The organism is Streptomyces sp. NPDC001902 (genome assembly GCF_042891295.1).
GTDB lineage: Bacteria > Actinomycetota > Actinomycetes > Streptomycetales > Streptomycetaceae > Actinacidiphila.
In genome coordinates, this window is record NZ_JBIATA010000018.1 from 52,887 (window position 1) to 75,659 (window position 22,773).

Annotated in this window: 20 protein-coding genes and 1 pseudogene; 12 read left to right on the plus strand and 9 right to left on the minus strand. The window is 74.0% G+C overall.

Going from position 1 to position 22,773, the window contains the following annotated elements:
- Positions 1 to 130: 130 nt before the first annotated feature.
- A complete protein-coding gene (locus ACFYYN_RS26685; RefSeq protein ID WP_500547788.1) occupies positions 131 to 394 on the minus strand; it encodes a GlsB/YeaQ/YmgE family stress response membrane protein in 264 nt (87 codons plus the stop codon).
- A 169-nt stretch (positions 395 to 563) separates the two neighbouring features.
- On the opposite strand from ACFYYN_RS26685, the gene ACFYYN_RS26690 reads away from it, so the two are divergent.
- The gene (locus tag ACFYYN_RS26690; protein ID WP_500438211.1) at positions 564 to 1,391 is read left to right on the plus strand and encodes a DUF1206 domain-containing protein; all 828 of its coding nucleotides are present in this window, start codon (positions 564 to 566) and stop codon (positions 1,389 to 1,391) included.
- 30 nt (positions 1,392 to 1,421) lie between these two features.
- On the opposite strand, the gene ACFYYN_RS26695 is transcribed toward ACFYYN_RS26690, so the two are convergent.
- From ACFYYN_RS26695 to ACFYYN_RS26705, 3 genes are all read right to left on the minus strand, one after another.
- Positions 1,422 to 1,859: a response regulator gene (locus ACFYYN_RS26695; protein WP_499517013.1), complete on the minus strand. Its 438-nt coding sequence runs from the start codon at positions 1,857 to 1,859 to the stop codon at positions 1,422 to 1,424.
- 130 nt (positions 1,860 to 1,989) lie between these two features.
- Entirely contained in the window at positions 1,990 to 3,207 is a 1,218-nt protein-coding gene (locus tag ACFYYN_RS26700) for a PP2C family protein-serine/threonine phosphatase (protein ID WP_500326469.1), read from the minus strand.
- 208 nt (positions 3,208 to 3,415) lie between these two features.
- Entirely contained in the window at positions 3,416 to 3,910 is a 495-nt protein-coding gene (locus tag ACFYYN_RS26705) for a MarR family winged helix-turn-helix transcriptional regulator (protein WP_500547789.1), read from the minus strand.
- A 136-nt stretch (positions 3,911 to 4,046) separates the two neighbouring features.
- On the opposite strand from ACFYYN_RS26705, the gene ACFYYN_RS26710 reads away from it, so the two are divergent.
- From ACFYYN_RS26710 to ACFYYN_RS26720, 3 genes are all read left to right on the plus strand, one after another.
- Complete coding sequence (locus ACFYYN_RS26710) at positions 4,047 to 5,204, plus strand: PP2C family protein-serine/threonine phosphatase (protein ID WP_500547790.1); 1,158 nt, start codon at positions 4,047 to 4,049, stop codon at positions 5,202 to 5,204.
- 230 nt (positions 5,205 to 5,434) lie between these two features.
- Positions 5,435 to 7,021 carry a PP2C family protein-serine/threonine phosphatase gene (locus tag ACFYYN_RS26715; RefSeq protein ID WP_500547791.1) on the plus strand — a complete coding sequence of 529 codons (1,587 nt, stop codon included), beginning with the start codon at positions 5,435 to 5,437 and terminating at the stop codon, positions 7,019 to 7,021.
- 238 nt (positions 7,022 to 7,259) lie between these two features.
- Positions 7,260 to 8,036 carry a MerR family transcriptional regulator gene (locus ACFYYN_RS26720; protein ID WP_500547792.1) on the plus strand — a complete coding sequence of 259 codons (777 nt, stop codon included), beginning with the start codon at positions 7,260 to 7,262 and terminating at the stop codon, positions 8,034 to 8,036.
- A 53-nt stretch (positions 8,037 to 8,089) separates the two neighbouring features.
- Here ACFYYN_RS26720 and ACFYYN_RS26725 read toward each other — a convergent pair whose 3' ends face one another.
- The 4 genes from ACFYYN_RS26725 to ACFYYN_RS26740 form a co-directional block, all read right to left on the minus strand.
- Positions 8,090 to 10,273 (minus strand): 3-hydroxyacyl-CoA dehydrogenase NAD-binding domain-containing protein, encoded by a 2,184-nt coding sequence (locus ACFYYN_RS26725; RefSeq protein WP_500547793.1) that lies wholly within the window; start codon positions 10,271 to 10,273, stop codon positions 8,090 to 8,092.
- Between the two features lie 37 nt (positions 10,274 to 10,310).
- Positions 10,311 to 11,525 carry an acetyl-CoA C-acetyltransferase gene (locus tag ACFYYN_RS26730; RefSeq protein ID WP_500326479.1) on the minus strand — a complete coding sequence of 405 codons (1,215 nt, stop codon included), beginning with the start codon at positions 11,523 to 11,525 and terminating at the stop codon, positions 10,311 to 10,313.
- Between the two features lie 82 nt (positions 11,526 to 11,607).
- Positions 11,608 to 12,750 (minus strand): acyl-CoA dehydrogenase family protein, encoded by a 1,143-nt coding sequence (locus tag ACFYYN_RS26735; protein WP_500547794.1) that lies wholly within the window; start codon positions 12,748 to 12,750, stop codon positions 11,608 to 11,610.
- A 30-nt stretch (positions 12,751 to 12,780) separates the two neighbouring features.
- A complete protein-coding gene (locus tag ACFYYN_RS26740; RefSeq protein ID WP_500547795.1) occupies positions 12,781 to 13,980 on the minus strand; it encodes a CaiB/BaiF CoA transferase family protein in 1,200 nt (399 codons plus the stop codon).
- A gap of 140 nt (positions 13,981 to 14,120) precedes the next feature.
- Between ACFYYN_RS26740 and ACFYYN_RS26745 the strand changes: the two genes are divergently transcribed.
- From ACFYYN_RS26745 to tgmB, 5 genes are all read left to right on the plus strand, one after another.
- Complete coding sequence (locus tag ACFYYN_RS26745; RefSeq protein ID WP_500547796.1) at positions 14,121 to 15,026, plus strand: amidohydrolase family protein; 906 nt, start codon at positions 14,121 to 14,123, stop codon at positions 15,024 to 15,026.
- Positions 15,023 to 15,577 carry a GNAT family N-acetyltransferase gene (locus ACFYYN_RS26750; protein WP_500547797.1) on the plus strand — a complete coding sequence of 185 codons (555 nt, stop codon included), beginning with the start codon at positions 15,023 to 15,025 and terminating at the stop codon, positions 15,575 to 15,577. Before ACFYYN_RS26745 ends, ACFYYN_RS26750 begins: the two co-directional genes overlap by 4 nt.
- 318 nt (positions 15,578 to 15,895) lie before the next feature.
- A complete protein-coding gene (locus ACFYYN_RS26755; protein WP_500547798.1) occupies positions 15,896 to 17,383 on the plus strand; it encodes a cryptochrome/photolyase family protein in 1,488 nt (495 codons plus the stop codon).
- Positions 17,384 to 17,626: 243 nt separating this feature from the next.
- Positions 17,627 to 17,818, plus strand: a complete 192-nt coding sequence (tgmA, locus tag ACFYYN_RS26760; protein ID WP_018562451.1) for a putative ATP-grasp-modified RiPP — start codon at positions 17,627 to 17,629, stop codon at positions 17,816 to 17,818.
- Between the two features lie 14 nt (positions 17,819 to 17,832).
- Complete coding sequence (tgmB, locus tag ACFYYN_RS26765; protein ID WP_500547799.1) at positions 17,833 to 18,789, plus strand: ATP-grasp ribosomal peptide maturase; 957 nt, start codon at positions 17,833 to 17,835, stop codon at positions 18,787 to 18,789.
- Here tgmB and ACFYYN_RS26770 read toward each other — a convergent pair.
- Positions 18,756 to 19,976, minus strand: coding sequence for a saccharopine dehydrogenase family protein (locus ACFYYN_RS26770; RefSeq protein ID WP_500547800.1), 1,221 nt, complete (start codon positions 19,974 to 19,976; stop codon positions 18,756 to 18,758). The two genes, tgmB and ACFYYN_RS26770, sit on opposite strands and share 34 nt — an antisense overlap.
- A gap of 118 nt (positions 19,977 to 20,094) precedes the next feature.
- Here ACFYYN_RS26770 and ACFYYN_RS26775 point away from each other — a divergent pair, with 118 nt between their 5' ends.
- From ACFYYN_RS26775 to ACFYYN_RS26785, 3 genes and pseudogenes are all read left to right on the plus strand, one after another.
- Positions 20,095 to 20,805: a TetR/AcrR family transcriptional regulator gene (locus tag ACFYYN_RS26775; protein WP_500547801.1), complete on the plus strand. Its 711-nt coding sequence runs from the start codon at positions 20,095 to 20,097 to the stop codon at positions 20,803 to 20,805.
- 513 nt (positions 20,806 to 21,318) lie between these two features.
- Positions 21,319 to 21,447 (plus strand): annotated as a pseudogene (locus tag ACFYYN_RS26780) (DUF3152 domain-containing protein); the annotation flags it as partial.
- Positions 21,448 to 21,558: 111 nt separating this feature from the next.
- Positions 21,559 to 22,713 (plus strand): spore photoproduct lyase family protein, encoded by a 1,155-nt coding sequence (locus ACFYYN_RS26785; protein ID WP_500547802.1) that lies wholly within the window; start codon positions 21,559 to 21,561, stop codon positions 22,711 to 22,713.
- Positions 22,714 to 22,773: the final 60 nt, after the last annotated feature.

Here is a 22,773-nt window from a genome sequence, read left to right on the forward strand (position 1 = left end):
TTGGCCCTCCCCCCCGGGGGCCGCCGCCGGCGGGGGGGGGCCCCCGCCCCCCCGGCCGCCGGCGCCGGCCGGGGGCGCCGCCCCCGGGGGGCCCGCCCCCCCGGGGGGGGGGGCGGCCGCACCGCGCTGCTCACCGCCGCGCCTTGCTCCGCGACAGCAGGCTCACTCCGACGGCCGCGAGGCCGATCTGTATCAGCCACTCGACCCAGTCGACGCCGTCGGTGTCGGCGACGCCGAACCCCTGGGCGATCGCGCTGCCGATGAAGGCCGCCACGATGCCGACGACGATCGTCCACAGCACTCCGATCGGCTGCCGCCCCGGCGCCACCAGACGCCCCAGCACACCGACGACCAGACCGATCACGATGGCACTGATGATGCTCGAGATCTCCATCTCCACCTCAACCCCAACCTCGTCCGGCCCCTGGCCGGAAGTGTGTTCGCACCACGCGGATACCCCCGGCCGGGCGCTCCACGCAGCCGCGCACCCCGGCGTCGCCGGGTGTGTTCCGCCCACGACGGGGCACCCGGTGGACCGGAGCACTTGGGGCAGGGAGGCCGGTGTGGGCACGACGGTGGGTACGGGCGCGGTACGGCCCGGGACGCAGGGGAAGAAGGCGATCCGCGCCGGGGCGCGGGCGGGCCTCGCGGCGCGCGGGGTCATCTACGCGCTGCTGGGCGTGCTGGCCCTGCAGGTGGCCTTCGACGGGTCCTCGGAACAGGCCGACCGGGGCGGCGCGGTCGCCCGGCTGGCGGCGCAGCCCTTCGGCGGGTTCCTGGTGTGGGCCCTGGCGGTGGGCTTCGCCGGGATGACGCTGTGGCGCTTGTCGGAGGCCGCGTTCGGCGCGGCGGGACCGGACGGGGACAAGGCCGGCAAGCGGCTGATGTCCGCGGCCCGCGCGGTCTTCTACGCCTTCGTGACGTACTCCGTGGTGACCTTCGCGGTGGGCGGCTCCTCTGCGGGCGGGTCGAGCGACGAGACCTCCAAGGACGCCACCGCACACGCCCTGGGCTGGCCCATGGGCCGCTGGCTGGTGGGGGCGGCGGGCCTGGTCCTGCTGGGAGCCGGGGTATGGATCGCGGTGCGGGCGCTGATGCGGAAGTTCCGCAAGCACCTGCGGACGGGCGCGATGTCGCCGCGGGTCCGCAAGGTGGTCGACTTCCTCGGGGTGGCCGGAGGGGCCAGCCGGGGCGTGGTGTTCGCCGCCGCGGGCTGCTTCGTCGTCGTCGCGGCGGTGCGCTTCGACCCGGACCGGGCGAAGGGGCTGGACGACACGCTGCGCACGTTCCGGGACACCCCCGCCGGGCCGTGGCTGCTGGCCGTGGTCGCGGTGGGCCTGGGGCTGTTCGGGGTGTTCTCCTGGGCGATGGCCCGCTGGCGGAGGGTCTGAGGGGCGCGGTCCGCAGGCGCCGGGCGCGGTTCAGCGGCCCGGGAGCTTGACCACCGTCACGAAGAAGTCGTCGATCTGCCGGACCACCTCGATGAACCGGTCGAAGTCCACCGGCTTGGTCACGTACGCGTTGGCGTGCAGCGCGTAGCTGCGCAGGATGTCCTCCTCGGCCTCGGAGGTGGTGAGGACGACGACCGGGATGGTGCACAGGTCGGCGTCGGCCTTGATCTCGGCGAGCACCTGACGGCCGTCGAAGCGGGGCAGGTTGAGGTCGAGGAGGATCAGGCCGGGGCGCGGTGCGCCGGCGTGGGCGCCGCGCCGGTTGAGGAAGTCCAGGGCCTCCTCGCCGTCCCGTACGACGTGCAGGACGTTGCGGACCTTGTTCTCCTGGAACGCCTCGCGGGTCATCAGCTCGTCGCCGGGGTCGTCCTCGACGAGCAGCACGATGATCGGTTCCGGTTCCTGCAGGTTCACGCGGATCCTTCCTGCGGTGCGGGTCCCCGCTCGGCGGCCGCCGGCAGGGTGAAGCGGATGCGGGTGCCCTCCGGGTGCCCGGGTCGAGCCGGATCCGGCCCGGCCGGCCGCGCGCGGGCGGCGGTCACGGCGAGGGGCTCCAGGTGAGGTGGACCACGGCCAGGTCGTCGTCCAGGCCGCCGTGGTCGGCGGCCAGGGCCTCGGCGCGCGCGATCAGGGTGTCGACGAACTCCGAGGCGGGCAGGGTGGCGTGCTGTCTGGCCAGTGCGAGCAGCCCCTCCTCACCGAGCCGGCCCTGGTCGGTGCGGCCTTCGAACAGCCCGTCCGTGAAGAGCATCAGCGACTGGCCGGGTCGCAGTTCCAGGCGGCCCTCGGGCCACTCCCCCGCGCCGGGCACCACGCCCAGCGCGGGCCCGCGGGGCGGCTCGGTGTACTCGACGGTGCCCTCCGGGGTCAGGTTGAGCAGTCCGTGGTGGCCGGCCCGCCACACCCGGGCGGTACGGCGGTCGGGGGCGAGGGTGAGGATGGTGGCGGTGGCGAAGATCTCGGGGGCGGCGCGTTCGGCCACCAGCACCTGCTCCAGCAGGGCGAGTTGCCGGGCGCCTTCGACCCCGGTCAGGACCAGCGTGCGCCAGGCGATGCGCAGTCCCACGCCGAGCGCGGCCTCGTCGGGCCCGTGCCCGGAGACGTCCCCGATGAGGGTGTGGACGACGCCCTCGGTGGTCTCCACGACGTCGTAGAAGTCCCCGCCGAGCAGGGAGTCGGCCCGGCCGGGGCGGTAACGGGGCGTGACGGTGACGTCCTTGGTGCGCAGCATGGGCAGCGGGAGCAGTCCGCGCTCCAGGCGGGCGTTCTCCTGGGCCCGCATCTGGCTGGCCCGCAGGGCGAGCGCCGCGCGTTCGGCCTGCTTGCGTTCGACGGCGTAGCGCAGCGCGCGGCCGAGGAGTTCGCCCTCGACGCGCCCCTTGACCAGGTAGTCCTGCGCCCCGGCGGAGAGCGCGGCGAGGCCGGTCCGTTCCTCGGCGAGACCGGTCAGCACGACGACGGCGGCGCGGTCGGTGAGCGACAGCGCCCGGCCGAGGGCGTCGAGGCCCTGGCCGTCGGGCAGGTGCAGGTCGAGCAGGACGCAGTCGGCGGGGCGGGCGGCGAGCTCGGTGCCGGCCTCGGCCAGCGTGCGCACCCAGCGCAGTTCGACTGGCACCCCGCTGTCGGCGACCAGTTCCTCGACGAGCAGCGCGTCCCCCGCGTCGTCCTCGACGAGGAGGACGGACAGCCGACTGCGCCGGCCGTCGCCCTGTCTGGGGATGACGCCCTCGGGGGGCGTCAGCGTGTTGCCTTCCACATCGTCTCCCCACCCCTGCGGTGCCCCAGGTGGGGCGATGGGATCGTACGCGACCGGCACCCTGGCCGGATGCCCTTTGGGACAGTGCCGATCATCTTCGATCATTGCCGTTTGGCAACAGTAGTCGAACACAACAATTGCACGGAGAGCGCCCCGCCGGCCAACGTCCCCGGCGCCGGACGCACGGCGGGGAGCGCGGGCCGGACGGCTACGCGGTGTGGCTGCGGTCGCCGGGGAGCGGCCGTACGGCACCGAGCCCCGTCGCGTCGGCGGCGGAGCGGAACGCGGTCAGCCCCTCCAGCAGCGCGCGCCGGGCACGCTCGGGCATCGCCGCCACGACCGTCGCCAGTTCCTGCTCCCGGCGTTCCCGCAGCTGGGCGAGGAAGGCGGCACCGCGCGGCGTCAGCCACAGGCACACCTCCCGGCGTGAGGTGGGGCTGGTGTCCCGGGTGAGGTACCCCACCGCCTGCAGCCGGTCGCAGAGCCGGCTCACCGCGGGCGGCGCGGCACCCAGGACGTCGCACAGCGTCCTCAGGTTGATCCCCTCGTTGCCCTCCAGCGCGAACAGCACGCGCAGTTGCGAGGGCGGTACGGGTGGGTCGCCCGCCTCCCGGCCGCGGCCCCACAGCACCTCCAGTGCCTCGACCACGGACGACGCCGCGGCCACGGCGGCGTCCCGCTGCGATCCGGCAGTTGCGGGCAAGGGCACCTCCTCACGGCGCGCCGCCCGCGGGGTACCGCGGGCGAGCGGGTAGACGAAGACAGGACAAGGCGCGCCGAACGGCGCGCCACCACGCTAACCGACCCGCCCCCGGACCAAGAAGGACCGTCGCACCCCGGTGAACCGACACGCCCCGCTCGCCGCCGAACGCGCCCTGCGCGCCGCGCCGCCGCACGCACTGCCCGCCGCCCTGACGGAGGTCCTCCGCACGCACTGCGCGGCACGCTCCGTGGAGATCCTGCTCGCCGACTACGGCCTGGCGGTGCTCCAGCCGGTCTCCGCGCCCGAACCCGCTGAGGCCGCCGTACCCGTCGCGGGAACGCCCGAAGGCCGGTGCTTCGGCGCCCAGGAACCGTTCGCCGAGCCGGCGGGCGAGGACGGCGTGCGCCTCCACCTGCCGGTGAGCGTGCGCGGTGACCGGATCGGCGTGCTGAGCGTCGGCCTCCCCGGCGAACCCGCGCCGGAGGAGGTCCGGGACCTCGCGGAGATCGCGGAGGTCCTCGGCCACCACCTCCTCGTCGCCGACCGGGACACCGACCGCTACCTGCGCGCCCGCCGCCGGGAGCGGCTGACCCTCGCCGCGGAGGTGCAGTGGGAGCTGCTGCCCGGACGGGCGTGTGCCCGCCCCGAGTACGCCCTCGGCGCCCAGCTGGAGCCCGCGTACGACATCCACGGAGACAACTTCGACTGGTCGGCCTCCGCGCGGGACCTCACGCTGACCGTCACCAACGGCATGGGAGAGGGCATCGAGGCCGCCCTGCTGACCAGCCTCACCGTGAACGCACTGCGCAACGCCCGGCGTGCCGGCGTCCCCCTCGCCGACCAGGCGGCGCTCGCGGACCAGGCCGTCTACGCCCGGTACCGGGGCGAACGGTACGTTTCGGTCCTGCTGATGCGCTTCGACCTGGCGACCGGCGCGGCCGAGGTCGTCGAGGCCGGATCGCCGCGCGTGTACCGGCTGCGCGGCTCGGCGGTGGAGACGATCGGCTTCGAGGCGCAGTTCCCCCTGGGCATGTTCGAGGACACCCCGTACGTGCCGCAGCCGTTCGAGGTGCGCTCCGGCGACCGGCTCCTGGTGGTGAGCGACGGCGTGTACGCGACCGCCTCCCCGGGCGGCGAGACGTACGGCGAACGGGCCCTGGCCCGCGCGGCCCTGGCCACCCGGCTGCTTCCCGCCGCGGACGTCCCGGGGGCGATCCTGGGCGAACTGCCGGGTCACCGCGTCCTGCCGGAGGCCGAGGACGACGCGCTGATCGTGTGCCTGGACTGGCGGTGAACCGCTGGGAGGAGCTTGCCCGGTGACGGGCGATGGGGAAGACTCTTGCCGAAGGGCAACTGTTTGCCCAGCCAACCTTCGTCCAGGTACGAGAGGGTGACCGGAGCGAGCCCGACGGTCCCAGACGGCCCCGGCCATGCTCCTACCGCATCGTGACGTCTCTCCCGCCTCCGCGCTCACCAGTGGCCCGAGAGCAGGGGTCAGGCACCTCCGCTCGGATCGGGCAACGGGTGCTGCGCGCGCTGATCGAGTCCCTGACCGAGACCGCCGTCGTGGTGTGCGACCGCGCCGGGGTGATCCGTGCCGTGAACGCCGTGGTCACCTCCTGGGCCCCGCACGCGGTGCCCGGCCGCCCGCTCGCCGCTACCGCGCCCGCGTGGCTGACGACGGCGGACGCCTCCGGGGCTTCCACCGCCCACGGCGGCGTGGGGAGCCGGCAGGTCACGGCACGCCGCGCCGACCTCCCGGGCGGGCACCACGCCTGGTACCTCACCGACGTGACGGACGCCCGCAGCGCCGACCGCGAACTACGGCTGGCCCAGGAACGGACGGCGTTCCTGGCCGAGGCGTCCGCCCGGCTGCTCTCCTCGCTCGACCCGCGCAAGTGCCTGGCCGCCACGGCCGAACTGGCCGCGTCGCGGCTCGCCGACGCCGCGGTGGTCGTCACCCCGCCCGACCGGCGGCTGCGGCTGACCTGGGCCGTCGCGGGCCGCCCCGGCGTGGAGGAGTGCGCGCCGTCCGCCGATCCCGCCGAGGTGCCGGGGCTGGCGGAGGCGCTGGCCGGGTTCCCCCCGGTGCCGTCCCGCTGGATCGACCCCGCGCAGACCCCGGACTGGGTGGTCCCCGAGGACTTCGGCACCCCGGTGTCGCTGCTGGTGACCCCGCTGCCGGGCAACGGGGTCCCGGCAGGGGCGCTCATCCTGATGCGGCGCCTCGGCGGGCCGTTCACGGTCGAGGAGGAGACCTTCGCCCGGGTCTTCGCCGCCCGGGCCGGCGCCGCGATCTGCGCCTGCGTCCTCTACACCGAACAGGCGCGCAGCGCCGCCCTGCTCCAGGAGGACCTGCTGCCGCCGCGGCTGAAGCCCCTCAGGGGCACCGAGGTCGCGGGCTCCTACCGGCCGGCCCGCGAGGCGCTGCGCATCGGCGGGGACTTCTACGACGCCTACCCGGCGCTGGACTCCGACGGCGAGAGCACCGTGGTCCTGGGGGACGTGTGCGGCAAGGGCCTGGAGGCCGCCGTCCTCACCGGCAAGATCCGCAACACCCTCAGTGCCCTGCGCCTGGTCGAGACCGACCACGTGCGGCTGCTGACGCTGCTCAACGACGCGCTCCTCAACACCGCGCACACGCGGTTCGCGACCATGGTGCTGGCGGGTGTCACCCCGCTCGGCCACGGCCAGGTGCGGCTGCGGCTCACCGCGGGCGGCCACCCGGCCCCGCTCATCCTGCGGGCCTCCGGCGAGGTGGAGGAGGCCGACACGACCGGCACGCTGATCGGCGCGGTGCCCGACGTACGGGCGACGACCTTCACCACTGTGCTACAGCCCGGGGAGAGCTGCCTGCTCTACTCGGACGGCGTCACCGAGGCCCGCGGCGGGGTGACGGGCCGTGAGTTCTTCGGCTCGGAGCGCCTGAAGACGACCATGGCCGGGTGTGTCGGCATGCCCGTGCAGGCCCTGGTCGAGCACGTGGAGATGCGCACCACCGAATGGCTCGCCGACCGCCCCCACGACGACATCGCGCTGGTCGGCATGGCCGCCCCGCGCGGCACCGATGGCGACGCGGACCCCGGCTCCCGCCGCCCCGCGGGGTCCTGAGTCCCGCGGGGCCCTGAGTCCCGCGCGACCAGCGCCGCCGGCCGGATGCTGCACCCGCCGATGGCCGCGGTGGTCCCGGGCGTTCGCCGACGGTCGGATCCCCCGACGGGCGCGGCATGCCGTGTGCGGTGGCCCTCCCGGGCCCGCCGCGGACGCCGGCGCGGCCCCGGCTGCGCACCGTGACCGGTCATACTGGTGTCATGACCAGCGCGGCGAGGCAGAGAGCGAGATCCGGCGCATGACGCAGTCCCCCGCCCGGCAGACCGCGCCGGCGGCCGAGGAGCCGCGCCTGACGGTGGACGAGCTCGCGGCACGGTCCGGTACGACGGTCCGCACGATCCGCTTCTACAGCGCCAAGGGCCTGCTGCCGCCGCCGGAACTGGGCACCCGGCGCGTCGGTCTGTACGGGCCGGACCACCTCGCCCGTCTGGCGCTGATCGAGGAGCTGCAGCGGCAGGGACTGACGCTGGCCGCGATCGGCCGCTACCTGGACCAGTTGCCGGCCGACATCACCCCCGAGGACCTCGCACTGCACCGGGCGCTGGTGGCGACGTGGATGCCGGACGCAGCGGAGGAGCTGGCCCGCGACAGGCTGGAGCAGCGGGCGGGGCGGCCGCTGAGCGACCATGACCTGGACCGGCTCGCGGCCATGGGCGTCCTGCACCCCACCGGGGACCCCGGTGTGCTGCTGGTGAACCCGGCCCTGCTGCACCTGGGCGTGCGCCTGCTGGACGTGCCGATCCCGCTGGAGACGCTGCTCGCCACCCGGGAGATCGTGCTGAAGCACGCCCGCGCGGTCGCCCACGAGCTGCACCGGCTCTTCCAGCAGGAGGTGTGGCAGCCGTACGTGGCCGGACGCCCGGCGCCGGAGGAGCGGGCCCGGATGCGCAGGCTCACCGACGACCTGCAGCCGATGGTCGTCCAGGCCCTGGTCACCGCCTTCCAGCGGTCGCTCGCCGAGGAACTGCGGGCCACGGCCGCCGGGCTCGGCGACCGGGGGCGCGGCGAGGACTGAGACGACGGTGCCGCGGTCCCCCGGGTGCGGGGGCCGCGGCACCGTCGTACGGGTCAGCCGTCGGTGAAGGTCTCGCCCCGCCCGGCCTTGCGCACCAGCAGCTCCGGCGCCGCGAAGCGCTCGCCGTAGGCGGCCCTCAACTCCTCGGCGCGGGCGAGGAAGCCGGCCGGGCCACCGGGGTAGCCGTTGACGTACTGCAGGACGCCACCGGTCCAGGCGGGGAAGCCGATGCCCAGGATGGAGCCGATGTTGGCGTCGGCGACGGAGGTGAGGACGCCCTCCTCCAGGCAGCGGACGGTGTCCAGCGCCTCGGCGAAGAGCATGCGCTCCTTGAGGTCCTCGAAGGGGACGGCCGCCGCCTCCGGTTTGGTGAAGTGCTCGCGCAGTCCGGGCCACAGGCCCGCCCGCCTGCCGTCCGCGTAGTCGTAGAAGCCGGCGCCCCCGCTGCGCCCGGGGCGGCCGAACTCCTCGACCATGCGGTCGATGACGGCGTCGGCCGGGTGCGGATGCCAGGTGCCGCCGGCCTCCTCCACCGCACGCCGTGACTCCTCGCGGATCTTGCGGGGCAGCGTGAGCGTCAGCTCGTCCATCAGGGAGAGCACCTTGGCCGGGTAGCCCGCCTGGGCGGCGGCCTGCTCCACGGTCGCGGGGTCGACGCCCTCGCCGACCATGGCGACGCCCTCGTTGATGAAGTGCCCGATGACGCGCGAGGTGAAGAAACCGCGCGAGTCGTTGACGACGATCGGGGTCTTGCGGATCTGCCGGACCAGGTCGAAGGCGCGGGCGACGGCCTCGTCGCCGGAGCGGGCGCCCTTGATGATCTCGACCAGCGGCATCTTGTCGACCGGCGAGAAGAAGTGCAGGCCGATGAAGTCCTCGCGGCGCTGCACGCCCTCGGCGAGCAGCGTGATGGGCAGGGTGGAGGTGTTGGAGCACAGCAGGGCGTCGGGGGCGACCACGCCCTCGATCTCCTGGAAGACCTTGTGCTTCAGGGCCGGGTCCTCGAAGACCGCCTCGATCACGGCGTCGCAGCCCGCCAGGTCCTGCGGGTCTGCGGTGGGGTGGATCCGGGCGAGCAGTTCGTCCCGCTTCTCCTGGGTGGTGCGGCCCCTGGCCAGGGCCTTGTCGAGCAGTCCCGCGGAGTACGCCTTGCCGCGCTCGGCGGCCTCGGCGGTGACGTCCTTCAGGACGACCTCGATGCCCGCCTTGGCGCAGGAGTAGGCGATGCCCGCGCCCATCATGCCGGCGCCGAGCACGGCCACCTTGGTGACCTGCCGGGCCGGGACGTCCTTGGGGCGGCTGGCACCGGAGTTGACGGCCTGCATGTCGAAGAAGAAGGCCTGGATCATGTTCTTCGCGACCTGGCCGGTCACCAGCTCGGTGAAGTAACGGGCCTCGATCGTGAAGGCGGTGTCGATGTCGACCTGGGCGCCCTCGACGGCGGCGGCCAGGATGTTGCGCTGCGCCGGGTAGGGGGCGCCGGCGAGCTGCTTCCTCAGGTTGGCCGGGAAGGCGGGCAGGTTGGCCGCGAACGCGGGGGTGCTGGGGGTGCCGCCGGGGATGCGGTAGCCCTTGACGTCCCACGGCTGCGCGGACTCGGGGTGGGCGTCGATGAAGGCGTGCGCCTTGGCCAGCATGTCGTCGTGGTCCGTGGCGACCTCGTGCACGAGCCCGTTCTCCAGCGCGCGCCGCGGATCGTACTGGTTGCCCTGCAGCAGCACCTTCAGCAGCGCGTCGGTGATGCCCAGCAGCCGCACCGTGCGGACCACCCCGCCGCCGCCGGGGAGCAGGCCGAGGGTCGCCTCGGGCAGGCCGATCTTCGATCCGCGGGCGTCGAGCGCGACGCGGTGGTGACAGGCCAGCGCGATCTCGTAACCGCCGCCGAGGGCCGCGCCGTTGACGGCGGCGACCACGGGCTTGCCGAGGGTCTCGATGCGGCGCAGGTCGCGCTTGATGCCCATGCCGGCCTCGAAGATCTGCGGGGCGTCCTCGGGACCCGCCTTGATCATGTCCTTGAGGTCGCCGCCGGCGAAGAAGGTCTTCTTGGCGGAGGTGACGATGACGCCGCGGACCGAGTCGCGTTCCGCCTCCAGGCGGTCGGCGACGGCCCGCAGGGACTCCCTGAAGGCCTGGTTCATGGTGTTGGCGGACTGGTTCGGGTCGTCGAGGACGAGGGTGACGACCCCGGTCCCGTCCTGTTCCCAGCGGATGGTGGTGTTCGTCGGAAGAGCGGTCATGTTCGGTCGGCTCCGTTGCGGGGTGCGGGACAGGAGGTCAGAGACGCTCGACGACGGTGGCGATGCCCATGCCGCCGCCGACGCACAGCGTGGCGAGTCCGTACCGCTGGTCGCGGCGCTCCAGTTCGTCGATCAGGGTGCCCAGGATCATGGCGCCGGTGGCGCCGAGCGGGTGGCCGAGCGCGATGGCGCCGCCGTTGACGTTGACCTTGTCGTGGCTCAGGCCCATCTCGCGCATGAAGCGCAGGACGACGGCGGCGAAGGCCTCGTTGATCTCGACGAGGTCGATGTCGTCGACGGTCAGCCCGGCCTTGGCGAGCGCCTTGCGGCAGGCGGGGGCGGGGCCGGTGAGCATGATGGTGGGGTCGGAGCCGGAGACCGCGGCGGAGACGATGCGGGCGCGCGGGGCCAGGCCGAAGCGCTCGCCCGTCTCGCGGTTGCCGATGGCGACCAGGGCGGCGCCGTCCACGATGCCGGAGGAGTTGCCCGCGTGGTGGACGTGGTCGATCTTCTCGACCCAGTGGTACTTCTGCAGCGCGACGGCGTCGAAGCCGCCCGCCTCGCCGATCGTGGCGAAGGAGGGCTTCAGCCCGGCCAGGCTCTCCGCGGTGGTGCCGGGCCGGATGTGCTCGTCGCGGTCGAGGACGACCAGGCCGTTGCGGTCGACGACGGGGACGACGGAGCGGTCGAAACGCCCCTCCTTCCAGGCCTCGACGGCGCGCGCCTGCGACTCGGCGGCGTAGGAGTCGACGTCGTGGCGGCTGAAGCCCTCGATGGTGGCGATGAGGTCGGCGCCGACGCCCTGGGGCACGAAGCCCGTGGTGTAGCTGGTCATGGGGTCCATGGCCCAGGCCCCGCCGTCGGAGCCCATGGGGACGCGGGACATCGACTCGACGCCGCCCGCGAGCACCAGGTCCTCCCAGCCGGAACGCACCTTGGCGGCGGCCATGTTGACGGCCTCCAGACCGGAGGCGCAGAAGCGGTTCTCCTGGACGCCCGCCACGGTCTCGGGCAGCCCGGCGGCGATGGCGGCGGTCTTGGCGATGTCGGAGCCCTGGTCGCCGATCGGGGTCACGACGCCGAGCACGATGTCGTCGATCGCGGCCGGGTCGAGGCCCGGCAGGCGGCGGCGCAGTTCGTCGATGAGCCCGGTGACCAGGTCGATGGGCTTGGTGCCGTGCAGGGAGCCGTTGGCCTTTCCGCGCCCGCGCGGGGTGCGGATGGCCTCGTAGACGTAGGCGTCGGTGCTCAACGTCGGGTGCCTTTCGATGAGGGTGTCGGTGGGGATGCGGGTGGGGATGCCGGTGGGGGTGACGGGCGGGGATGGGGCCGGATCAGCCGAGCAGCGAACGGCCGATGATTTCCTTCATGATCTCCGTGGTGCCGCCGTAGATGGTCTGGATGCGTCCGTCGGTGAAGGCCTTGGCGATCGGGAACTCGCTCATGTAGCCGTAGCCGCCGTGCAGTTGCAGACAGCGGTCGGTGACCCGCTTCTGCAGTTCCGTCGCCCACCATTTGGCCATCGACGCGTGCACCGCGTCGAGGCGGCCCGCCGCGTGCTCGCCGATGCAGCGGTCGACGAAGGTGCGCGTGACCGCGCACTCGGTGGCCATCTCGGCGATCTCGAACCGTATGTGCTGGAGCCGGGCGAGCGGCCGGCCAAAGGCCTCGCGCTCCTTGACGTAGGTGGTGGTGAGGTCGAGCAGGTGCTCGGCGGCGGCCGCCGCGGCGACGGCGATGGTGAGCCGCTCCTGGGCGAGGTTGGCCATCAGGTGGAAGAAGGCCTGGTTCTCGGTGCCGAGGAGGTTCTCCTTGGGCACCCGTACGTCGTGGAAGAAGAGCTCGGCGGTGTCCTGGGCCTTCTGGCCGATCTTGTCGAGGTTGCGGCCGCGTTCGAAGCCGGGCATGCCGCGCTCCACGACGAGGAGGCTCAGCCCGCGCGCACCGCCTTCGGGGGTGGTGCGCGCGACGACCACGACGAGGTCGGCGAGGATCCCGTTGGAGATGAAGGTCTTGGAGCCGTTGAGGACGTAGGCGTCGCCCGCGTCGGTGGCGGTGGTGCGGATGCCCTGCAGGTCGGAGCCCGCACCGGGCTCGGTCATGGCGATGGCCGTGATGGTCTCGCCGCTGCAGAAGCCGGGCAGCCAGCGCCGCTTCTGCTCCTCGGTGGCCAGTCCGGTCAGGTACGGGCCGATGACGTCGTTGTGCAGGCCGAGGGCGAGCCCGTGCGCCCCGGCGCGGGCGAACTCCTCGGTCAGCACGACCGCGTAGCGGAAGTCGTCGCTGCCCCCGCCGCCGTACTCCTCGGGGACGGCCGGGCCGAGCAGGCCCTGGCGGCCGGCGGCGAGCCAGGCCTCGCGGTCGACGATGCCGGCCTTCTCCCAGCGCTCGTGGTGCGGCAGCACCTCCTTGGCGAGGAAGGTCCGCACGGTCTCCCGGAACGCCTCGTGCTCGGCCGTGAAGAGGTCGCGCTGCATGCTTGTGCCTGCCTTCCGCCGGTGGCGCGGCTACGGGAGCCGGTCCCCGGCCTGCTCGACGAGGGTGGTGGTGGGCGGCGCGGCCCCGGGGGCGGGCGCCGGCAGGTCCCAGTCGCGGGCGACCTCGGCGGTGTGCGCGCCGGGCATCGCGGGCGTCCGGCGCAGCGCGCCGGGGGTGGCGGAGAAGCGGGGGGCGGGAGCGGGCTGGGTGGTGCCGCCGGCGTCGGCGAAGGTGCCGCGGGCGGCCAGGTGGGGGTGGGCCGCGGCCTCCGCCAGCGACAGCACCGGCGCCGTGCAGGCGTCGCTGCCCTCGAAGACCTCCGTCCACTCCTGGCGGGTACGGGACTTGAAGCGGGCCGCGATCACGGCGCGCAGTTCGTCCCAGCGTCCGAGGTCGCCCCGGTCCGGCGCGTCCTGGGGGAGGTCGAGCAGCCGGGCGAACTCCGCGTAGAAGGCGGGTTCCAGGGCGCCGACGGCCATCCAGCCGCCGTCGGCGGTCTCGTAGACGGCGTAGTAGGGGCAGCCGCCGTCCAGCAGGTTGGCGCCGCGCCGGTCCTGCCAGCCGCCGGCGGCGACCATGCCGCGGATCATTGCGCCGAGGTGGGCGACGCCGTCGACGATGGCCGCGTCGACGACCTGTCCGGTGCCGGTGGCGCGGGCGTGGTGCAGGGCCGCGAGGACGCCGGTGACGAGGTAGAGGGAGCCGCCCGCGTAGTCGCCGAGCAGGTTGGCCGGGATGGCGGGCGGTCCGTCGCCGGAGCCGATCATCCCGAGGGCCCCGGCGACGGCGATGTAGCCGATGTCGTGCCCGGCGCGCGCGGCGAGCGGCCCGTCCTGGCCCCAGCCGGTCATCCGGCCGTAGACGAGGCGGGGGTTGCGGGCGTGGCAGTCGGCGGGACCGACGCCGAGGCGTTCGGCGACGCCGGGGCGGTTGCCCTCCAGCAGGATGTCGGCGCGGGCGGCGAGGTCCAGGACCAGCCGGGCGCCCTCCTCGCTCTTGAGGTCGGCGACCACGGAGCGTTTGTTGCGGTTGGTGACGTCGTGCGCCGGGTCGATGCCGAGCCGTGAGCCACCGGGCCGGTCGACGCGGACGACGTCGGCGCCGAGGTCGCCGAGCAGCATGGCGGCGAACGGGGCCGGCCCGATGCCGGCCAGCTCCACCACGCGCACACCGGCGAGCGGCCCGCCGGTGGAGGCCGCTTCCCCGGGTCGCGTTCCCGCCTCGGTCATCGGGGGCCTCCGGCTTCGCAACGAGCATGACAGTATTGCTGTAACACTGGCGATGCTATGGATGCGCGATGCCGTTGACAAGGGCCGCAGCCCCGGCGGGCCGCGGTTCGTGTGAGGATCACCGCCATGGAGGAGGCACAGTGGCACAGGTGACGGACGTGGCGCCGCCGGACGACGCCGTACGGGTGAGGGAGCTCTGGCAGGGTCTGGGCCTGCCGGGGATCGTGGACGTGCACACGCACTTCATGCCGGACCGCGTGCTGGCCAAGGTCTGGGCGTACTTCGACTCCGCCGGCCCGCTCACGGGCCGGCCGTGGCCCATCGCGTACCGCACCGACGAGGACGCGCGGGTGGCCACGCTCCGGGCGTTCGGGGTGCGCGCCTTCACCTCGATGCTCTACCCGCACAAGCCCGCGATGGCCGCCTGGCTGAACTCCTGGGCCGCCGGCTTCGCAGCCCGGACGCCCGACTGCCTGCACACGGCGACCTTCTTCCCGGAGCAGCAGGCGCCGGGCTACGTCCGGCAGGCGCTGGAGGCGGGCACCCGGGTCTTCAAGTGCCACGTCCAGGTCGGGGCCTTCGACCCCAACGACCCGCTGCTCGACCCCGTCTGGGGGCTGCTCGCGGACAGCGGCGTCCCCGTCGTCACCCACTGCGGGTCGGGCCCCGTCCCCGGCCGCCACACCGGTCCCGGCCCGATCGCGCGGCTGCTGGCCCGGCACCCCCGGCTGCGGCTGGTCGTCGCCCACATGGGGATGCCCGAGTACGGGGCGTTCCTGGACCTCGCCGGGCGGTACGAGGGCGTGCACCTGGACACGACGATGGCCTTCACGGACTTCAGCGAGGCCGCGGCGCCCTTCCCGCCCCCGGAGCGCAAGCGGCTGGCCGACCTCGGGGAGCGCGTCCTGTTCGGCAGCGACTTCCCCAACATCCCGTACGCGTACCCGCACGCCCTCGAGGCGCTGAGGCGGCTGGAGCTGGGCGACGCGTGGACGCGGGGCGTCCTGCACGGCAACGCCGTCCGGCTGTTCGGGCTCGCCGGGTGACGGCGCCCCTGCGGCCCGGCGGCCCCGAAGCGCTCACCACGGCGCGGCTGGTCCTCGAACCGCTGCGGGTCGAGCACGCCGAGGAGATGGCCGCCGTGCTCGGCGACCCCCGGCTCCACGAGTTCACCGGTGGCGCTCCGTACGACGCACCGGGCCTGCGCGCCCGCTACGCCCGCCTCGTCGCCGGCTCCGGGGACCCGAGCGTGTCCTGGTGGAACTGGGTGGTCCGGCTGCGCGCGGACGACCGCCTCGCGGGCACCGTGCAGGCGACGGTGGCGTGGGACACGCCGGATGGCACGGTCGCGGAGGTCGCCTGGGTGGTCGGCACCCCCTGGCAGGGCCGGGGCATCGCCACCGAGGCGGCCGTCGCCCTCGTCGCCTGGCTCGCCGTGCTCCCCGTGGACCGCGTCGTCGCCCACGTCCACCCCGGGCACCGGGCGTCCGGGGCGGTCGCCGCGGCGGCGGGCCTGGCCGCCACGTCCCTCGTCGTGGACGGCGAGACCCGCTGGCAGCGCGGCGTCACCCCGCGATCCGACGCGACACGGGGCTGACCCGCTCGGCGGGTGCTGCCGGGCCGCCGGGCCCGTGCGGCGGCCCGTGCGGCGCTCCGACGGAAGGCGCGCGGCGCCGGGACGGCTGAGGCAGCAGGGTGGCGGTCACGGCCGTACCGCATGCGAGGGCGCCCCAGGCGCCTCGGGCAGGCTCATCGGGAGCGGGCGAAGGGGCTCCCCGCTCACCGCAGTCCGGAACGACGACACCGGCGGGCGGCCACGGACGCCATTGCAGCCGTCGGCCGTCGGCGTGATGAAGGATGTCCCCGCCCGGAACATCCCGCTACGTCCCGCCGCACGCCACCGGAGGTACCCCGCATGGCGCCACGTCCGCACTGGCTCTTCGGCGACCAGCTGGGGCCGCACTTCCTCGACCCCGGCGTCCCCGTGGTGATGATCGAGGCGCGCTCGGCGTTCGCCCGGCGCCGCTCGCACCGGGCCAAGGCCCATCTCCTGCTGTCCGCGATGCGGCACCGGGCGGCGGAACTCGGCGACCGCGTGCGCTACGTGCGGGCAGGGACCTACCGCGAGGGGCTGCGCGAGGCGGTCGGCGACGCAGGCGTGACCGTGTGCCGGCCGAGCTCCCGGGCCGCGCTGAGGCTGGTGGAGTCGCTGGACCGGGTCGAGGTGCTGCCGGACCGCGCGTTCCTGGTGCCGCGTGAGGACTTCGCCGGGTGGCTGGAGGGCCGCTCCGGCGGACGCCTGCTGCTGGAGGACTTCTACCGCTGGGTGCGCCGCTCCCACGACCTGCTGATGGACGGCGGCGAACCGGCCGGCGGGCGCTGGAACCTGGACCACGACAACCGGGAACCGCCGCCGCGCGACCGGGACGACCTCGGGGTGCCGCCGCCCTGGCGGCCGCACGAGGACGAGATCGACGAGGAGGTCCGGCGCGACCTGGACCGCTGGGAGCGCGAGGGCCGGGTCCGCTTCGTGGGACGCGACGGCCCCCGTATGTTCCCCGCGACCCGGCGCGAGGCACTGTCGGCGCTCCGCGCCTTCGTCGCGCACCGGCTGCCGGAGTTCGGGCGGTACGAGGACGCCATGCTCGCCGGGGACCCGGTGATGAGCCACAGCCTGCTCTCCGCCCCCCTGAACCTGGGGCTGTTGCACCCCGCCGAGTGCGTCGAGCGGGCGGAGCGCGCCCTGCGGTCCGGTGAGGCGCCGCTGAACAGCGTGGAGGGCTTCGTCCGGCAGGTCGCCGGATGGCGCGAGTACGTACAGCAGTTGTACTGGCACTTCGGCGCCGGCTACCGGCACCGCAACGAACTGCGCCACCACACACGGCTGCCGCGCTGGTTCCTGGAACTGGACGCGGAAGCGGTGCGGGCGCGCTGCCTGTCGACGGTGCTGGCCCAGGTCCGCGACACGGGGTGGACCCACCACATCCCCCGGCTGATGGTGCTGGGCAGTCACGCCCTCCAACACGGCTGGGACCCGGCGGAGTTGACGGACTGGTTCCACCGCTGCTTCGTCGACGGCCACGACTGGGTGATGGCGCCGAACGTGGTCGGGATGTCCCAGTACGCGGACGGCGGGCTGATGACGACCAAGCCGTACACCTCGGCGGGCGCCTACATCCACCGCATGAGCGACCTGTGCGACGGCTGTGCCTACCGGCCCGCCGAACGGACGGGCGAGCGCGCCTGCCCATACACGACCGGCTACTGGTCCTTCGTGCACCGGCACCGGGACCTGCTCGCCGCCAACCACCGTACGGCGAGGGCGGTTCGGGGGCTGGAGCGGCTGGGGAACCTGCCCGAGGTGCTGGCCCTGGAGGAGGAGCGCGAACGACGAGCTCCGTGACGGTGCGCAACCTCAGCCGTGCAGGGGGTACGCGAACACCGGTGCCCCTTGGCGATACCTACGAAAGAGAGTCACTTCGTCACTCTGTGTAGCGAACTCAATGCACTTCAGGCACGTATAGTTACCTGCGTCACACCAGTAACAGGGAACGGTTCGGGGGCCCACGTGAGTCTCATACGTAGGGCCGCAGTTGGGCACTGGAGCTGGTTGCTGCCCGACGCGCAGGAGTAGTGAGGAGAAGCCATGCGACCGTTCGCGCTGATTCATGCCCGGCCGGCCACACCCGAAACATTCGTAGCGCCGTACACCTACGATTCCGCCCTGCAGCTGAACGTGCTCCCCGACGGACGACCCGTCATCACCGACCGCGCGCTGCTGCTCGCCACGGCCGCCACCGTCTCCACCGCAGGCTCCAAGACGCACTTCGACGACTGAGCACCCCGAACCCGATGACCGTCCTGATCCTCACCTCCCCCGAGGACGTGACAGCCGACCTGGTGGTGGCCGCGCTGCACGACCGCGGGACGCCGGTGGTCCGCCTGGACCCTGCGGACCTGCCCGGCGAGGTGTCCATGTCCGCCGAGTACGTACGCGGTGACGTACGCGGGTACCTGTCGGTCCAGGAGCGCATGGTGAGCATGGACAGCGTGCGCTCGATCTGGATCCGAAGACCCGGCACACCCGGCGCGGGCGCGGCGGAGCAGTCCGCGTGGCTGACCGCCGAGGCCGGCGGAGCACTGTACGGGGCGCTGCGCTGCGTGCGGGCCCGGTGGATGAACCACCCGGGCGCCGCGGCGCAGGCCCGTTACAAGCCGTGGCAGTTGTTCACCGCGCACCACTGCGGGTTCGCGGTCCCCGCCACGCTCATCACCACCTTCCCGCAGGCGGCGCGGGAGTTCGCCGAGCAGCATCCGCAACTGGTGGTCAAGTCGGTCTCCGGCACGCATCCGGGCGATCCGCCGATGGCGCTGCCGACCACGCTGGTCGCCCCGGACGCCGACTTCTCCGCGGTGGCCGCCGGCCCGACGCTGCTGCAGCAGTACATACCCAAGGCCGCCGACATCCGGCTGACCTGCGTGGGGACGGGGCTGTTCGCGGCCCGCAAGAAGTCCGGCCCCGACCAGGTCGACGGCCGGTTCGGCAGCCCCGAGGACGCCGACTGGGAGCCCGTCGAGCCGCCGGCGCGCATCGTGCGCTCGGTGCGGGAGTACATGGCCGCGGCCGGACTCGCCTACGGCGCCTTCGACTTCGCCGAGGACACCGACGGGACCTGGTGGTTCCTGGAGTGCAACCAGGGCGGGCAGTTCGGCTTCGTCGAGCTGGCGACGGGGCAGCCCATCACCGCGGCCATCGCCGACTGGCTGGCCGGCTGTCAGGACTCCCGCACGCCCCACGGGGCGCCGTAGGAGGTCAGCAGGTCGAGGAACGGACGCGGCGCGAAGGCCTCCGGGCCGAGGACCCCGCTGCCCGCCCAGGTGCCCGCGGCCATCAGTTCCAGGGCCACGACGGGGTTGACGGCCGTCTGCCAGACGACGGCCTGCGAGCCGTACTCGCGCATCGACCACTGGTTGTCGACGACGTGGTACAGGTACACCTCGCGCGCCCGGCCGTCCTTCGTCCCCTTGACCCACGTCCCGGCGCAGGTCTTGCCGTGCATGCGCTCGCCCAGCGTCGCCGGGTCCGGCAGGCAGGCGGCCACCACGTCCCGCGGGCTGACCCGGGCCGCTCCCAGGTCGCTGCCCACCGCGACGGGTTCGGTGCGGTCCAGGCCGAGCTGGTGGAGGGTCCTGAGGGTGCCGATGAACTCCTCCCCCAGGCCGTACTTGAAGGTGACGCGCCCCGCGTCGACCCAGCGCGGCATCAGCAGCACCTCCTCGTGCTCGACGTTCACGCAGCTGACGGGGCCGATGCCCTCGGGGAAGTCGAAGACCTCGGGCTCGCTGAAGGGCGGGGTCGTGAACCAGCCGCGTCCGGCCTCGTAGACCACCGGCGGGTTGAGGCACTCCTCGATGGTGGTCCAGATGCTGAACGACGGAGCGAAGTCGTAGCCGTCGACGGTGAGGTTCGCGCCGTCGCGCACCCCGATCTCCTCGATCGCGTCGAACAGCTCGTCGGCGGCGTAGCGGGCGAAGACGTCCGACAGGCCCGGCTCCACGCCCATCCCGACCAGGGCCAGCCGTCCGGCCTCCTCCCACTCGGCGGCCCGCTCGAACTGCTCGTCGCCGAGCTTGACCCCGCACTCCTGATGGGGACGCTCGGGGTGCGGGCGGGACAGCGACATCGCCATGTCGAGGTAGTCGGCGCCGGCGGCGAGGGCGGCACCGAACAGGGGCATCACGAAGCGCGGGTCGGTGGCGTTGAGCAGGACGTCGCAACGCCGCTCGGCGAGCAGCGCGGTGACCGCGGCCTCGTCGGAGGCGTCGACGCGGGCGGCGAGGAACCGGCCCGTCCCGTCCTCCGCGGCCGCGACGGCGGCCTCGGCGCGGGCGAGGTCCCGGTCGGCCACGACCATGGCCTCGAAGAACGAGCGGCGGGCGGCGATCCGGGTGATGGCGGTGCCCACCCCGCCGGCTCCCACGAGCAGTACGCGCATGGCTGACAAGTCTCCGTTTCCGAGGCGGAGGCGCCTCTGCCCAGGGATGAAACGCCGCCGCGCGACGTATGGTCAATGGTGTTGGCATAAGGCCGGCCCAGGCGGGAAGGAGGGGCGCGTGCCCAAGAAGGTCGTCCAGGAGGCGGCACGCCGGCGCCGCCGCCCCACCAGGAGCGGGGCCGTGCTCTCGCACCGGCTGATCCTCGACACCGCGCTGCGGATGCTGCGCGAGCACGGCTCCGCCGGGCTGACCGTGCGCCGGCTGGGCACCGCGCTCGGCGCCGACCCGAGCACGCTGTACCGCTACTTCCGCGGCATGGACGACCTCACCCTGGCCATCGCGGACGACCTGATGGGCCGGGCCGTGGAGGGCTGGCGGTCCACCGGCACCTGGCGCGCCGACCTGCGCGACCTGGGGCTGCGCATCCACACCGCGTACCTCGCCCATCCGCAGGCGGCGGTGCTCACCGCCAGCCGGGTCTCCGGCCGCGCCCACGAGACCGCTGCCGACGAGACCGTCCTGGGCATCCTGCGCACCGCCGGTTTCCCCGACCCCGCCGCGGTCGCGATCTACCAGGCCTTCATCGACCAGGCCCTGGCCTTCGCCGCGCTGGACGCGGCGACGCTGGCCCTCCCCGAGGCCGCCCGGTCCGCCGACCGGGACGTGTGGCGGGAGACGTACGCGCGCCTCCCGGCGCGGACCCACCCGCACATCGCGGCCACCGCCGGCCTGCTGGTCGACCGCATGAACCGCAGCGCCTACCCCACCGCCCTCGACATGCTGCTGGACAGCGCCGCGGCCCGGCTGGCGGCGTCGCGGGAAGCCTGAGGGCTCACCTGCCGTTCACCTCTCTGCGCATACTTGAAGGCCGGACCCGCCCGTGACCTGCGCGGGTCCGGGTTCGCCGGGGCGCCCGTCGAGCCCTCCGCCGGCGTCGCACTGCCCGCCCGGCATGACCGCACAACCGTGAGAGGAGCGTGAGCTCCGGCGCTCGCCGCCGGTTCGCACGCGGCCGTATGGAGTACGACGTATGAAGCACCGCCGGACGGACCGAGCCCCCGCGACGAAGCCCCGGTGGCGGTTGTTGGTGCCGTGCCTCGCGGTCCTCGGGGTCTGCGCCGGCGCGCTGTGCGCGGTGCCCGCCCTACAGAACGCCCACGAGCGGGCGGTCCCCGCGGCCGGCCGGCACGGCCCGGCCGCCTCCGCCCTGCGGCCCTCGGCGCCCCCACGGACGCCGACGGCAACGCCGACCCCGACCCGGGTTCCGGAGCACGGCGACGGCAGGTTCACCAAGGCCCCCGGCAGCCGGCGGACCATCGGGCACGGCACCCCGCTGCGGGCGGCTGCCCCGGTCCCGGGCGGCCCGCCCCGGCGATGATGCAGCAGATCAAGGGCCTGCACGGCTGCGTCGCCAACGCCTGGCCGTACGACCGGCACGGCCGGATGATCACCGGCCCCGCCGTCCCGTGACGGGCGACCGCGCAGCGCCCGGGCCGGGCCCCGCGGCCCGGCCGGCAGATGACCGCGACGCCGCACGCCGGCTCCCCGGGCGGCCCCGCCCGTCCGGGTAGGGTCGGGACGGTGGCACCGGAACCAGAGGGGCTCTTCCCGCTCGACGACGTCCTGCCCCCGCGGCACACGGCGGCGGGCGGCGCGTCCTTCCGCGACTCCCCCGCCGCCGCCCGTCTGCTGGACGTCCGCACCGTCTACGCGGAGCCGGAGGCGGCCGCGTCCCCGCGGGGGCGGGAGATCCTCGCCCGCTTCCCGGACGCCGTCGTCGTCGAGGTGCCGTCGCACTGGCGGATCCCGGGCCTGCACGGCAACGAGGGCAACGCCGCGCGCTGGGTGCGGGTGAAGACGCGGACCCTGGTCCTCGGGGTGAAGAAGACGCTCACCGTCCGCCCCAACGGCCGCTCGGCCGACTGGATCGCGCCCGGCGCCTCCAACGGCTGTGCCATGGCCTGCGCCTACTGCTACGTCCCGCGCCGCAAGGGCTACGCCAACCCGGTCACCACCTTCACCAACATCGACCGCGTCATCGGCCGCATCGCGCGGCACGTCGCAGAGCAGGGCCGCAAGCCCGCGCCGAACCAGTGCGACCCGCGGGCGTGGGTGTACGACGTCGGCGAGAACGGCGACTGCTCGGTGGACGCCCTGATCAGCGACAACACCGCCGACCTCGTAGCGGCCTTCCGGCGGTGGCCCACGGCGAAGGCCTCCTTCGCGACCAAGTTCGTCAACCCCGACCTGCTGCGGCTCGACCCCCGGGGACGCACGAGGATCCGCTTCTCGCTGATGCCGCCCGAGGACTCCCGGCTGCTGGACGTCCGCACCAGCCCGGTGGCCGAACGGATCGCCGCCGCGGGCGACTTCCTGGAGGCCGGGTACGAGGTGCACCTCAACCTGTCGCCGGTCGTCGTGCGTCCCGGCTGGCAGACCGCGTGGGCGGAGCTGTTCCGGCACCTGGACGACGTCCTTCCGGCGGCGGTGAAGGCCCAGGCCGCGGCCAAGGTGATCATGCTCACCCACAACGCCGGGCTGCACGAGGTCAACCTGGGCTGGCACCCCCGGGCCGAGGAGCTGCTGTGGCGCCCCGCGCTGCAGGAGCCGAAGCGCTCGCAGAACGGGGACCTGAACGTGCGCTACCGCGCCGCGGAGAAGGCCGCGTCCGTACGCCGGCTGCTGGCGCTCGCCGCGGAGCACGCGCCGTGGCTCCGCATCCGCTACGCCTTCTGAGGCTTCCTCCGGGAGTTCTGCGGGAGTTCCCGTCCACGACGTGACACAGGCCACGTACGA